General features: G+C 62.4%; 14 protein-coding genes. 8 read left to right on the forward strand and 6 right to left on the reverse strand.

Annotated features, from left to right (window positions below; all coding sequences use genetic code 11):
- Positions 1 to 34: 34 nt before the first annotated feature.
- Positions 35 to 415 (reverse strand): chorismate mutase, encoded by a 381-nt coding sequence (gene aroH, locus SynA1825c_RS04415; RefSeq protein WP_186470447.1) that lies wholly within the window; start codon positions 413 to 415, stop codon positions 35 to 37.
- Positions 412 to 1,224: a signal peptide peptidase SppA gene (sppA, locus tag SynA1825c_RS04420; protein WP_186470448.1), complete on the reverse strand. Its 813-nt coding sequence runs from the start codon at positions 1,222 to 1,224 to the stop codon at positions 412 to 414. Before sppA ends, aroH begins: the two co-directional genes overlap by 4 nt.
- 53 nt (positions 1,225 to 1,277) lie before the next feature.
- On the opposite strand from sppA, the gene SynA1825c_RS04425 reads away from it, so the two are divergent.
- Genes SynA1825c_RS04425 through SynA1825c_RS04435 form a run of 3 tightly spaced genes read left to right on the forward strand, consistent with a single transcriptional unit; the run spans position 1,278 to position 5,178 of the window.
- Complete coding sequence (locus SynA1825c_RS04425) at positions 1,278 to 2,240, forward strand: DMT family transporter (protein ID WP_186470449.1); 963 nt, start codon at positions 1,278 to 1,280, stop codon at positions 2,238 to 2,240.
- Positions 2,237 to 3,334 carry a glycosyltransferase gene (locus SynA1825c_RS04430; protein WP_186470450.1) on the forward strand — a complete coding sequence of 366 codons (1,098 nt, stop codon included), beginning with the start codon at positions 2,237 to 2,239 and terminating at the stop codon, positions 3,332 to 3,334. The genes SynA1825c_RS04425 and SynA1825c_RS04430 overlap by 4 nt, the downstream gene beginning before the upstream one ends.
- Entirely contained in the window at positions 3,334 to 5,178 is a 1,845-nt protein-coding gene (locus SynA1825c_RS04435; protein ID WP_186470451.1) for a glycosyltransferase family 39 protein, read from the forward strand. Before SynA1825c_RS04430 ends, SynA1825c_RS04435 begins: the two co-directional genes overlap by 1 nt.
- Here the strand turns inward: SynA1825c_RS04435 and SynA1825c_RS04440 are convergent.
- Positions 5,172 to 5,708: a DUF721 domain-containing protein gene (locus SynA1825c_RS04440; RefSeq protein ID WP_186470452.1), complete on the reverse strand. Its 537-nt coding sequence runs from the start codon at positions 5,706 to 5,708 to the stop codon at positions 5,172 to 5,174. The two genes, SynA1825c_RS04435 and SynA1825c_RS04440, sit on opposite strands and share 7 nt — an antisense overlap.
- 81 nt (positions 5,709 to 5,789) lie before the next feature.
- Here SynA1825c_RS04440 and SynA1825c_RS04445 point away from each other — a divergent pair, with 81 nt between their 5' ends.
- From SynA1825c_RS04445 to SynA1825c_RS04465, 5 genes are all read left to right on the forward strand, one after another.
- Positions 5,790 to 6,569, forward strand: coding sequence for a PspA/IM30 family protein (locus SynA1825c_RS04445; RefSeq protein ID WP_186470453.1), 780 nt, complete (start codon positions 5,790 to 5,792; stop codon positions 6,567 to 6,569).
- 61 nt (positions 6,570 to 6,630) lie between these two features.
- Complete coding sequence (gene trxA / locus SynA1825c_RS04450) at positions 6,631 to 6,957, forward strand: thioredoxin (RefSeq protein WP_186470454.1); 327 nt, start codon at positions 6,631 to 6,633, stop codon at positions 6,955 to 6,957.
- A complete protein-coding gene (locus SynA1825c_RS04455) occupies positions 6,944 to 8,137 on the forward strand; it encodes an aminotransferase class I/II-fold pyridoxal phosphate-dependent enzyme (protein WP_186470455.1) in 1,194 nt (397 codons plus the stop codon). Before trxA ends, SynA1825c_RS04455 begins: the two co-directional genes overlap by 14 nt.
- The gene (locus tag SynA1825c_RS04460) at positions 8,116 to 8,904 is read left to right on the forward strand and encodes a biotin--[acetyl-CoA-carboxylase] ligase (protein WP_186470456.1); all 789 of its coding nucleotides are present in this window, start codon (positions 8,116 to 8,118) and stop codon (positions 8,902 to 8,904) included. Before SynA1825c_RS04455 ends, SynA1825c_RS04460 begins: the two co-directional genes overlap by 22 nt.
- Before the next feature lie 28 nt (positions 8,905 to 8,932).
- The gene (locus SynA1825c_RS04465; protein ID WP_255477063.1) at positions 8,933 to 9,901 is read left to right on the forward strand and encodes a M23 family metallopeptidase; all 969 of its coding nucleotides are present in this window, start codon (positions 8,933 to 8,935) and stop codon (positions 9,899 to 9,901) included.
- A 33-nt stretch (positions 9,902 to 9,934) separates the two neighbouring features.
- Here the strand turns inward: SynA1825c_RS04465 and SynA1825c_RS04470 are convergent, their stop codons facing one another.
- The 3 genes from SynA1825c_RS04470 to SynA1825c_RS04480 are packed head-to-tail and all read right to left on the reverse strand — an operon-like array spanning position 9,935 to position 12,967.
- A complete protein-coding gene (locus tag SynA1825c_RS04470; RefSeq protein WP_186470458.1) occupies positions 9,935 to 10,636 on the reverse strand; it encodes a response regulator transcription factor in 702 nt (233 codons plus the stop codon).
- A 29-nt stretch (positions 10,637 to 10,665) separates the two neighbouring features.
- Complete coding sequence (locus tag SynA1825c_RS04475) at positions 10,666 to 11,403, reverse strand: ABC transporter ATP-binding protein (protein ID WP_255478449.1); 738 nt, start codon at positions 11,401 to 11,403, stop codon at positions 10,666 to 10,668.
- Complete coding sequence (locus tag SynA1825c_RS04480) at positions 11,396 to 12,967, reverse strand: NAD(P)H-quinone oxidoreductase subunit N (RefSeq protein ID WP_186470460.1); 1,572 nt, start codon at positions 12,965 to 12,967, stop codon at positions 11,396 to 11,398. The genes SynA1825c_RS04475 and SynA1825c_RS04480 overlap by 8 nt, the downstream gene beginning before the upstream one ends.
- Positions 12,968 to 13,071 lie beyond the last annotated feature (104 nt).

Below are 13,071 nucleotides of genomic sequence, written 5' to 3' on the forward strand. Positions count from 1 at the left end.
CGGTGAACGGCCGTGGGGGTCGGCCCTTGATCTGTCAGTTGTGACGAGATCGGTCCGGGCGCAGCTTCATCGCCCCGCGCAGATAGGGATGATGCAACGGTTGCGTCGCGGGCAGCCAGGCATGGGCGAGCAGGCGGATGCAGCGGGCCAGATCCCCCTGCACGGCCATCTGTTGGACATCCAGCAAGGCCACGGCGTCCCAGCCGGGACGGTGCCGTGCCGTGGCGGCAGGGAAACTCGCATCCAGATCAGCGGTCACCGAGAAGGTGACAGACACCAGCTGTTGGGGGCTCAAGTGGTTTTGATCCATCAGGGCTTCCACCAGTTCATTGACCGCATGACGGATCGCTTGAACCGTGTTCTCACTGCTGGTGGTAGCGCCGCGCAGCCCGCGCAGTTGCAGGGACTCCGTCATGGTCGATGCATCCAAAGGGGCTGACCGCTGAGTTCCAGTTCGGTGTTCAGGACCTGCTCCAGCCTTGTGAGCAGCCGCGAGCCCGGCAGGTTCTGCAACAGTCGCTTGCGGGGTTTGCCGAGGGTCACCGGCTTGCAGCGCTCCTCATCGAGATCAGCCAGGCGTGCCGCCAGCCTTCGCGCTGCCTCCTCATCGCCCAGCTCATCCACAAGGCCGAGATCCTTGGCCTGGGCGCCACTAAACACGCGGCCATCGGCGAAGCTGCGGACCTTGGTTTCTTCAAGATTGCGGCCCTCCGCGACAGCGGTCACGAACTGGTCGTAGCTGCTGTCAATCAGGCTCTGCAGCAAGGCGCGTTCCTCGGTGCTCAGGGCGCGGTCCGGCGAGAGGATGTCTTTGTAAGCGCCGCTTTTCACCGTTTCGAAGCGGACACCGATCTTCTGCAGCAGCTCAGAGAGATTGTTGCCGCGCAGGATCACGCCGATCGACCCGGTGATGGTGCCTGGGTTGGAAACGATCGCGTCAGCGGCGACGCCCACGTACACCCCGCCAGAGGCCGAGATGTTTCCGAAGCTGGCCACCACCTTGCAGCCCTGGTTCCGGAGTCTCAGCAGCGCTGCATGGATCTCTTGGCTGTCACCGACTGTGCCACCAGGGCTGTCGATGCGCAGCAGCAGTGCCGGGAATTCCCGCTCCTGAACCTCCCGCAGGGCCTTCAGCACTCTCTGTCGCGTCGAGCCGCTAATCGCACCTTCGATTTCGATGCGCGCCATGCGGCGTTTGGATTTCCGGCGCCACAGCCAGCCCATGGCCCTCCGTTCAACTCGTCAGATCTTAAAAAGGACCCTGTCGGCCCAATGTCATGACGTCGCTGCAGCGTGGTCTGCTGATGGTGTTGCCGTTTGCCCTCTGGGGAACGGCGATGGCAGCGATGGCGCCCCTGGTGCAATCCGGCGGCGCACTTTTGGTGGCCTGTCTGCGGCTGTTGCCGGCTGGGGTGGTGATCCTGATGGCGGTGCCATGGCTGGGTCGCTCGTTGGCCATCGATCCAGGAGACCGCATTTGGTTCCTACTGTTCACCCTGGTGGATGCAGTCCTGTTTCAGTTCTGTCTGGCGAAGGGGCTCCAGGGCACCGGTGCGGGTCTTGGTTCAGTTCTGATCGATTCCCAGCCCTTGATCGTGGCCCTGCTGGCCCGCTGGCTGTTTGCTGAGTCGATTAATCCGATTGGCTGGATCGGTCTGGTGGTGGGTCTGGCAGGGATCGTCTGCCTCGGAGTGCCGGCCCCACTGCTTCAGCACTGGTGGCTTCAGGCCGATCTCTCGGCTCTGCAGACGGGCTGGCAGCAAGGCACCGGTTGGATGCTGCTAGCAGCGCTGTCCATGGCCTTCGGCACCGTGCTCAGCCGTTTCGCCTGCAGGCGCAGTGATCCGGTCTCGATCACTGGCTGGCACATGGTGCTGGGGGGAATCCCGCTCCTGCTCCTCCATAGCGCCGACAGCAGCACGGCGCTGCTACCAGCCTGGACCCTCTGGAACTGGGCCCAGATGGCCTATGCCTCCCTGCTAGGTAGCGCCCTGGCCTACGCCTTGTTCTTCTGGTTTGCCAACCGTGAGGACCTCACCGGTTTCAGCACACTCGGCTTCTTGACACCCGTTTTTGCCCTCGCAACGGGCGGTGTTCTGTTGGGTGAGCGCCTGCAACCTCTGCAATGGTTCTCCGTGCTGTTGGTGCTGTTGTCTGTTCTGCTGGTCAGTCAACGCCAACGCCTCTGGGAACCGTGGGTCTCCGCATCGATCAGCAGTCCTGGAGATCTGAAGGCATGACGGATCGGCCTCTGACGCTGGTGCTGGTCAGCACACCCATCGGACAACTCGGCAGTGGCCGCGGCGGTGGCGTTGAACTCACCTTCACCTCGGTGCTGAAAGGTCTGGTCGGCCGCGGACATCATCTGCATGTGGTGGCGCCCTCCGGCTCCCATCTCCCTGCGCTGGATGGTGCCGTGACCCTGCACACGGAGCCTGGTGTGGATCAGCCCAGTTGGCAGCATGCCAATCGAGATGCCGCGATGCAGATTCCGCTGGACGGGGTGCTGCCGCAGCTCTGGGATCGAGCCCTCGCGCTCAGTGCCGATGCGGTGCTCAATTTCGGCTACGACTGGCTACCGCTCTGGCTTACCCCCCACGTGGTCAGCCCCGTCTTCCACCTGGTGAGCATGGGATCGGTGTCCTCCTTGATGGATCGGGCCATTCAGGATTTGGCGCATTGGGATCAGCGCCGCATGGCCTTTCATACCCAACGTCAGGCCAAAGATTTCGCTCTTCCCCATCCCCCTGAGGTGGTGGGCAATGGCTTTGACCTGTCCCGCTACGCACTGCAGCTCACCGGGGATGGTCCGCTCGGATGGGCTGGTCGTGTGGCTCCCGAGAAGGGGCTGGAGGATGCCGCTGCCGTCGCAGCGGCGCTGGGCGAGCCCCTCAAAGTGTGGGGACTGGTGGAGGATCCCGCCTATGCCAGCCGTGTGGAAGCGCAGGTGCCTGCCGGCACGATCGAGTGGTGTGGTTTTCAATCCACGGATGAGCTTCAGCGGCAACTGGGGCGTTGTCGTGCCTTTCTCAACACTCCCAAATGGAATGAGGCCTACGGCAATGTGGTGGTCGAGGCCCTGGCCTGCGGCGTCCCCGTGATCGCTTACGACCGCGGTGGCCCTGGCGAGATCATTGAAAACGGTGTGACCGGATGGCTGGTCACTGCCGATGACCGCGAAGCGCTCACCGAAGCAACCCGGCGCGTGGCGGCTATCGACCGGCGTGCCTGTCGACGCTGGACGGAGCAGTGGGCCAGCCAGGAGGCCCTCGCGGCTCGAATCGAGGCCTGGATCCGTCGTGGTTTGATCCCAACGGATGGCACCATCAGCTGATGACCGCGGTTTCGTCAGCTCCAATCGTTCCCACGCCACGGCAGCGCCGACGGGGACTGTTGCTCATCCTTGCCCTGGGGGTAGCGCTCTGCTGTTGGAAGCTCGGCAGCACAGGGTTGGTGGATGAAACACCGCCGCTGTTTGCAGCTTCAGGACGAGCCATGGCTGAGACCGGTGATTGGCTGACACCACGGGTGAACGGGCTGCCCCGTTTTGACAAGCCGCCCCTCGTTTATTGGCTGATGGGGCTTGGGTATGCCCTGCCTGGTCATCAGCTCTGGGATCCCCTTGGGACCTGGGCGGCGCGTTTGCCGTCCGCGCTGGCTTCGGTGGTGACGATGCTGGCCATCGGTGACACCTTGATGCGTCATCCCGGTTCCGAGGATGACCATCCCCGCCGCACGGCAGTGGCAGCAGCGCTGGCTTTCGGGTTGTCGCCCCTTGTGCTGATCTGGAGCCGCACGGCCGTCAGCGATGCCCTACTGAATGGAACGCTGGCTCTCAGCCTGCTCTGCCAGTGGCGTTGTTACGTCTCCGAATCCGAACGGCGCTGGTGGTTGGCCTGGATCCTCCTGGCCACAGCTGTGCTCACCAAGGGGCCTGTCGCAGTGGTGCTCACGGGCATGACTCTGTTGCTGTTCGCGATCACCCGACGAGACTTGGCTGGTCTCTGGCGTCGCCTCAGACCGTTGCCAGGACTTCTAATCACCGCGGCGATCAGTCTTCCCTGGTATGTGGCTGAGTTGCTGGTGGAGGGTCAGCCGTTCTGGGACAGCTTCTTTGGGTACCACAACCTTCAGCGACTCACGAGCGTGGTCAATGATCACCTCCAGCCCTGGTGGTTCTTCGGACCTGTGCTGGTGGTGGCATCTCTGCCGTTCACGCCCCTCCTGCTGCTTGGATTGGGACGGGTGTTGACCGGCTTCTTCGGCAGTGCCTCCACCGCTCGAAAGCCTTCTCACGACAGCCTGATTGATTTCGCTGGTTGTTGGTTGCTGGCTGTTCTGTTGTTGTTCACCGCAGCGGCCACCAAGTTGCCCAGCTACTGGTTGCCTGCCACGCCGGCTGCGGCGCTGATTATGGCGATCACAGCGCGCCCAGCGGCGCTTCAGCGCCGTTGGGCGCTCCTCACTGCCTGGTCCTGCATAGCGGGTCTCGTCTTGATCCTGACAGTGGGTTTTTGGCTGTCTTCGCTTTGGATCCCTTTGATCCAGGATCCTGAAATGCCCACCCTGCCCGCCGAGCTGCTGGCCAGTGGTCTTGTGCTGAGGTCAGCGGTCTGCTTTTCAGTCGCTCTCTTTCTGGGCCTGTGGTGTCTGGGTTCGCCGGTGTCGGGGCGACTGCTTGCCTGGCAGGGGCCACTAGTGGCCTTCCAGTTGTTTGCGCTCGTGCCGATGATCCAGCTGGGTGATCGGGTGCGCCAGCTGCCGGTGCGCCTTGTGGCCGAGCAGGTCGTGGCGCAGCGCCGGACTGGCGAACCGCTCGCCATGATCGGCGTCCTTAAGCCATCGCTGCACTTCTACACCGGTCAGGTGGTGATTTACGAAGGCGAATCGCGGGCTGCACTCATGAACCTGGCCGATCGCCTCAACCATGAACGTCGGCAGGGATTTGAGGGCCGCCCCCGCGACGCTGCTGATGGATCTCCCTCGGTGCTCGTGGTGATCAACACGGGCACCGCAGCCAAGGAGCATTGGCAGGATCTGCAACCTCAGATCCTGGCCCGTGAGGGAATTTATGAGCTCTGGCGCCTCGACCGTGAACGCCTGGAGGAGCGCGCCGATGCATTGCAGGCCAGTGGCGTGGTGCTCACCTGGCGCAAGCCAAGACCAGAGCGCTACTGATCGCCCCCGTTTGCCTTGCTCAGCTCCATGCGACGGCAGAAACTGCAATGGCCCCACTGGGCCATCTCGCCCAGGGGGGATGGCGTGCCGCAACGGGGACAGGGCGCGATGCCATGCACATCGATTCGGCTGGGATGGCGCTTCCAGTCCTCAAGAGGGTCATCCGCAGCTGGGCGCGCGACTGCGTGGTGCTGCTGGATGCGCAAATCCTTCACCGGATGGCCTGCGGCACGAATCGCCGCCAGCAGTTGCAATTTGCTGTAAAGCAACGCCTGGCGCCACTGGGGGTGGCTGGCCCCCACGGTGAGGACGCCATTGCGCAGGCCCAGGGGTCTGCAGTGGCCAGCGAGCTGGTCGCCGGCCAAGGTCCGCCAGTCCTGCCAGAGAGCCGCTAGGGACCCTTCCTGACGCCAGGTCTTCTGGAGGGCTTCGAGACATCCGCTCAACGGTTGGGCGGGCGCAGGCATGGGTGGCAGAAGCACTTCACCCTTGCCAAAGCGACGTCGCTGCGATTGCGGGGCCCGTCCCATGGCCGTCTGCCGATTTCTGCCAAACCCTAGGCAGGTCCGGTTGATTCGCTCGCTACCCTCAGGCAACGCTCTCCGCGATTCATGGGTTTCTTCAATCGGGTCAGCCGTCTGCTGCGCGCCAATGTCAATGATCTGGTGAGCAAGGCCGAGGATCCGGTCAAGATTCTCGATCAGTCCGTCGCGGACATGCAGGAGGACCTGGTGAAGCTTCGCCAGGCCGTGGCGTTGGCGATCGCCAGCCAGAAGCGTCTGCGCAATCAGGCAGATCAAGCCGAAGCGCAAGCTCGCACCTGGTACGAACGGGCTGAGTTGGCACTGAAGAAAAACGAGGAGGATCTGGCCCGTGAGGCGCTAACCCGCCGCAAGACCTTCCAGGAGACCGCTACGTCCCTCGCCAAGCAGGTGCAGGGTCAGGACGCCCAGGTCGAGACCCTGAAGAAGAGCCTGGTGGCGCTCGAAGGCAAGATCGCTGAAGCCAAAACCAAGAAAGACATGCTGAAGGCCAGGGCTCAGGCGGCCAAGGCCCAGCAGCAATTGCAGAGTGCTGTGGGCAATCTGGGCAGCAACTCCGCCATGGCGGCTTTCGAGCGCATGGAGGATAAGGTCGAGGCCATGGAAGCCAGTAGTCAGGCTGCGGCCGAGCTCGCGGGAGCTGATCTCGAAAGCCAGTTTGCTGCTCTGGAGGGTGGTGACGATGTCGACGATGAACTGGCTGCGCTGCGCCAGCAACTCTCGGCGGGTCCCGAGGCTGCCGCTCTGCCCTCTGCAGACCAAGCAGCAGATGCCACCGTCGAACCGGTGAAAGTTACGGAGGTCGATACCGACCTTGAAGAGTTGCGCCGCTCCATCGACAAGCTCTGAGCCTGCAGGCCCTCCGGCAGTCACACCGATTCATAGGATCGAAGCACTTCGCAGCTCCGATGTGTCCGCCTCTGTTTCCGATTTCACCGACGCAGGGTTTGCTCAAGAGGTGCTCAAGGCAGACAGCACCGTTCTGGTGGACTTCTGGGCTCCCTGGTGTGGTCCCTGCCGGTTGATGGCGCCGCTGATGGACTGGGCCGCGGAGGCTTATGCAGGTCGTCTGAACGTCGGAAAAATGGAAGTGGATGGCAATCCCACCACCCGCGATGCTTACAAGGTGCAAGGCATTCCTTGCTTAATTCTGTTCCGGGATGGTGTGGAACTTGCCCGGCATGAAGGAGCGGTCGCCCGCCCACAGCTGCAGGCCTTCCTGGATGCTCACCTCTGATCGTCTGGCCAGGCTGGGCAGCGGTGTTTTTGACCGCAACGATCGCCGTAAAGCCGCTTATGGACGCAGCGCCGCTTGCGCTGAACAGCCGCTGATCGATCTTTCGCTTGGCTCAACTGATCTTTTGCCTCCGCCGGCTGCTGTGCAGGCCATGGCATCTGTCCTGACGGAACCGGCCAGTGCCTCCTACTGCCTGCACGCCAGTACGGAACCCTTTCGCCAGGCCGCGGCGGCCTGGTGCCAGCAGCGCTTCGGTGTGTCGGTCGATGTCGACCGTGAGGTGCTGCTGCTGGTTGGCTCCCAGGAGGGGACGGCCCATCTGCCGCTCGCTGTGCTCAATCCAGGAGATTCAGCGCTGATCCTCGACCCCTCTTACCCCTCCCATCGGGGCGGCCTCGAACTGGCGGATGCCGCCATTGAGACCCTGCCCTTGTTTGCTGAGCGGCAATGGGCTCCCGATTTCGACGCGCTCTCTCTGGCTCAGTGGGATCAGCTGCGCCTGATGGTGCTGGGCTTTCCGCACAATCCCACCGCCTGCACCGGCGAGCAGGCCTGGTTGGACGCGGCGATGCGCCGCTGTGATCGTCACGATCTTGTGCTGGCCCACGACAATCCCTACGTGGATCTTGCCTTGGAAGGAGAGGCGCCGTCATTGTTGCGTTGTCCCCATTGGCGGGAGCGCGGTATCGAGTTCTTCTCCCTCTCAAAAGGGTGGTGTCTTGGTGGGTTCCGTTTGGCATTCGCGGTGGGAGCGGCGCCTTTGATTGCGGCCCTACGCGAACTCAAGGGCGTTGTGGATTTCAACCAGTGCCGGGCGCTGCAGCAAGGCGCGATTGTGGCTCTTGATCAACATCCCGACTGGCCATTGCGCCTGCAGCCGGTGTATCGCGAACGGCGGGATCGCACCCGTCAGGCCTTGGCAGCTTTCGGATGGTCGATCCCCGAACCGTCGATGGCGCTTTACCTCTGGATGCCTGTGCCGGGTTGGGCTCGTGCCCGGGGTTGGAGTGATGAACAGTTGTCGGCTGACCTCTTGGAGCATTGCGGGGTGGCCCTGACACCTGGCTCCGGGTTCGGTGATGCCGGCGCCGGTTGGCTGCGCCTGGCCTTGGTGCGGCCCACCGATGTGTTGGAGCAGGGGGCAGCCCGTCTGGCTCGATGGTGGACGCAACAGCATTGAAAGAGATCCGCATCCCGCAGGGACGGCTAGTTCACGCGCTTCGCGACAGGGGCTCGTCCGGGTGGCAGCTGCGTCATCTGAGTGTCTGTTCCAGCACTGAAACCGCGTTGACGCAGTGGTTGCGTCAACAACCCTGGTTGGCGCGTCAGCCCCGGGCGGTGCTGGCCCAGCATCAACGCTTCGCCCACGGCCAGTACGGTCGCTTCTGGATGGCACCGCCAGGAGGCGTCTGGTTGAGTGCCGCACTGCCTTGGCCGAACGGTGAACCCTCCACGGGCCTCTTTGGGCTGACTGTGGCGTTGGCGATGGCCGAGCAGCTGGAGAGCCATGGGGTGTCGGCAGCCATCAAGTGGCCGAATGATCTGATCGTTGGCTCCCGCAAGCTGGCGGGTGTGTTGCCCAAGCTTGTGTTTCGTGGCCATCACGTGCGTTTGGCCCGGATCGGGGTGGGCCTGAATGTGTGCAATCCAGTGCCGCAGGGGGGCATTGCCTTGCGGGAGTTGCTCCCTCCCGGACGTTGTCGAGTTCGCTTGTGGCAACTGCATATGCTGCTGGCACTCGAGCGTGCCAACCAGCTTGCGGCGCATCCTCAACGGGTGGTCGCTGCGGCGGATCAGCGCCTGTGGTGCAGGTCCGTTGCCGATCCGGCTAGCGGTGAACACTGGGCTGTGTGCGGCATCGGTCTGGATGGTCAGCTGCTCCTGCGTCAGGGAACCCGGACCACCAGCTGGACGCGTTGGGGCGGTCGCTCAGACGGGAATCTTTAAAGTCTCACCAATGAGATGGCGTCGTTCATTGGCATTGCGCTTGCTCGCTGCGTCCCTGCTGCTGTCCCTTCCGTCACTGCAGGCTCCGGTGCAACCTCAGGAGCTGCTTCCACCTCAGGCGCCTCTGACCTTCGACCGGTCGCTGGAATCTCTGGAGCGCAATCAGGTGATCACACCGCAGGAGCGTCGACAGCTTGAAACCGGTGATGTCAGCCGACCAATCAACGTGCCGGCATTCCAGCAGGCCTGTCGCAGTGGTGCCTTGTCACGCCAGGAATGCAACGGTGGCGTCGCCGTGCGTGGTCGTGGGGTTCGCTCGCCCCGAATTGTCTGGAATGGCCGCGATGAGTTGCTCACCGGACTGCGTCGTCTTGGACCGGATGGTCAGCCCTTACCCCCGATTTCGGTCCCCGTGGGCGCTCTTCTCGCGGGACCGTCTCCCGGATTCCGGCTGGACTCGGTCTTTGCGGTGTCACCGCGTCCTGCTTCCGTCGCAGGCAATGGCGATCGCCAGCTGTTGTTCCCGATCATCGGGTCCGCCATCACCACGAGTGAGTTCGGATGGCGCCTCCATCCGATCGTGGGCCAATGGCTGATGCATGCCGGCAAGGATTTTGCTGCGCCGGAAGGGACTCCCGTCGTGGCAGCACTCTCGGGCCGTGTGCTCAGCAGTGGTTTGGCCGGCGGCTACGGCATCGCCATTGAACTGGAACATGAACTGCCCCGCCGCAGAACGCTCTACGGCCATCTCTCCGAGCTGTATGTGAAGGCCGGCCAGACGGTGCGCCAAGGAGAGGTGATCGGTCGGGTCGGTAGCACTGGTCTAAGTACGGGACCGCATCTTCACTTTGAGTTGCGCCAGCCGCAGTCAGGCGGATGGGTGGCCAAGGATCCAGGCGATCTGGACCTTAATCCGCTGACGGCCTCCGGCGCTGATGCAGTGTCGTTGCTGGTGGCCCAGCTGATGAACAGTCTTGAGCGGCCAGAGGGGTCATGACGCCGACGATCGGCTGTCAATGCGCATGATGAATCACACACCGCGAACAGTGTGGATCAAAGGAGGCAACTCCTTCGATTCAATTTTCTGACGCAGATAGCGGATGTACACATCCAGCAGATTGTCGTCGCCGTAGAAGTTTTCGCCCCAAACACCGCGCATGATTTCGGCCCGTTCCAGCACCTTGCCCTGACCACGCATCAGGAAGTTCAGCAGCTCGTATTCCTTGACCGACAGCTGAATCATGCGGCCTGACCTGCAGACATCCCGGGTGTTGGTGTTCATGGTGAGATCCCCCACCTGGAGAGTTTCTGGTTGAGCGGCTTCGCCATCACCGCCAGAGAAGCTGATCGCGCGTCGTTGCATGGCCCTGAGCCTGGCCATCAACTCTTCGATCGAGAACGGCTTGATCAGGTAGTCGTCTACGCCTGCATCCAGTGCTGTGACGCGATCCGCGACGTCATCGTGTCCCGTCAACATCAGGATCGGTGTGGTGATGCCACTGCTGCGCATGCGTTGACAGATGTCCACGCCACTGAAGTCCGGAAGATTCCAGTCCAGAACAATCAAGTCGGGAGCGGGTTCGGTGCGGGCACGGATCAGGCCACTGGCACCATCAGCGGCCACCTCCACGGCGTAGCCCTCCACCTCCAGCTCCATGGACAACAGTTCTGTGAGTCTGGCTTCGTCATCCACAAGAAGGAGTCGGGTCTTCGTTGTAGTGGAGGACGCCATGTTGGCCAGCTCACTCGCGCCCAGACTAATCAGCTTGTCCCGGGCTTCCCAGCTGATTTGGGGCGCTCGTTCCAGCGCTCGATGCGACCGTCGCGGAAATGGGCCACCCGCTCGGCTCGCGCGGCGACGTCATCTTCATGGGTCACGAGCACCAACGTGATCCCCTGAGCATGCAGTGCATCAAACAGGTTGAGCACATCGTCGGTGGTGCGGGAATCCAATGCTCCGGTGGGTTCATCTGCCAGCAGCAGGCTCGGCTGGTTGATGATGGCTCTGGCAATGGCGACACGCTGCTGTTGGCCGCCGGACAGCTGGTTAGGACGGTTCTGCATGCGATCTGCCAGACCGACGCGATCCAGGGCTTGGCTGGCTTTCTCGCGTCGTTGCTGGGCGGGCACTCCCGCGTAGATCATCGGCAGCATCACGTTTTCCAGTGCTGTCGCATGGGGCAGCAGGTGGAACTGCTGAAACACGAATCCCAGCTGCTGATTGCGCAGGTCAGCCAGAGCATCATCGTCAAGATCCTCAACAGCGTTCCCATTGAGGCAGTAGGACCCTCCGCTGGGTCGATCCAGGCAGCCCAGGATGTTCATGGCCGTGCTTTTGCCTGATCCGCTGGCCCCCATCACGGCCACATAATCGCCCTGACGAACGGTGAGATCGAGTTGATCAAGTGCTTTGACCAACCCAGCACCATTCCCGTAGACCTTGTCAACGCCGCGCAGTTCTGCGACAGGAAGCCTTGCGACTGCCGTTGATTTATCCAAGGGTTGTTCCGGAAACACTGGCGATCGCCTCCTGCAGCAGTGGAGTGCCGGCGACAGCATCGCTAGCCCATTGGAAGAGGGGATTGGACAGGATTCCACCGATCGCGGTGATCACTACGCAGGTAACCAGGGCCACGCGCAGGGGTGGAAGGCCAAGGGTGTCCCACTGGATGGCGGGGTAAGCCTTCACCACTTCAGAGGCCTCCTGAGGCTCCTTGACCACCATCATCTTGATCACACCGATGTAGTAGTAGATCGAGATCACCGAAGTGATCAGGCCCACCACCACCAGTAGGTACTGCTGATCGGCCCAGCCAGCGAAGAACAGGTAGATCTTGCCAAAGAAGCCAAGCATCGGCGGAATGCCACCCAGGGAGAGCAGGCAAAGGCTGAGGCCCAGGGTGATCAGCGGATCCTTTTGATAAAGGCCCGCGTAATCGGAAATTCGATCACTGCCGGTGCGAATGGAGAAGAGGATGATGCAGGCGAAGGCCCCCAGATTCATGAACAGGTAGGCCGCCGTGTAGAGGATCATTGCGGCGAAACCGTCTTCCGTCCCGCAGACCAGTCCGATCATCACGAAGCCGGCCTGACCAATGGAGCTATAAGCCAGCATTCGCTTCATCGAGGTTTGCGCCAAAGCCACGACGTTGCCAAGCGTCATGCTCAACACGGCCAGAACGGTGAAGAGCAGTTTCCACTGGGTGTCGAAGCTGCCGAAGCAGCCCACCAGCAGGCGCAAGGCCAGAGCAAAGCCCGCCGCTTTGGAACCCACGGAAAGGAAGGCCACCACAGGGGTGGGAGAGCCTTCGTAAACATCGGGGGTCCACTGATGAAAGGGCACGGCCGCAATCTTGAACGCCACGGTGGCCAGCACGAACACCAGCGCTAGAGCCGCCAGGGGGGTTGGACTGGTCAGCAGCGACTGACCGATTACCTCAAGACTTGTGGAGCCGCTGAGCCCGTACAGCAGGGAGGAGCCGTAAAGAAATACTGCCGCCGCGGCTGAGCCCACCAGGAGATATTTCAGAGCTGCTTCTGAGCTGCGCGCGTCGCCCTTCATGTAGCCGGAGAGCAGATAGCTAGCGACGGATAGCGTCTCTAGAGACACAAAGACACTCACCAGATCGGTGGCTCCGCAGAGCAGCATTGCTCCGAGCGTGGCCGCTAGCAGGATTGCGGCATATTCCCCGACCGGGGTGCCTCCCTGTTCGGCGTAGCGCCAGCTGATCAGCAGCGACAGCAGGGTGGATGCTGCCACCACGGCGCGGAAGGCGATGGCCAGATGATCCGGCAGGAACGCCCCGAGAAAGGAGCTCTCCAGTGGTGCATTCCATTGCAGGGCAAGCAGCACCAGAGCCGTGCCAAGGCCGGCATAGCAGATGGGTGGAACCCAGCGAACAGAAACCTTTTCACCGGCCAGATCCACCAGCAAGGTGGCGAGCATGGCGAGGAGGACTGCACCCTCGGGGGCGACGGCTCCAGCGTTCAACGCCAGGTTCAGCAGGTCACCAGGGGCTGCCAACGCCTGGGTGGAAAGAAACAAAGCACCCAATTCGGGCATGGCGCGCGCAGGGCAGAGCGGTTCGGGTGACTGTAGCTGCGCTTTCGTTCTGGCTTGTGGCTTCCGATCAATTCGCTGCAGCCGGCGCGACGGTGCGATAAAGA

The sequence above is a fragment of the Synechococcus sp. A18-25c genome (assembly GCF_014280035.1).
Taxonomy (GTDB): Bacteria; Cyanobacteriota; Cyanobacteriia; order PCC-6307; family Cyanobiaceae; genus Synechococcus_C.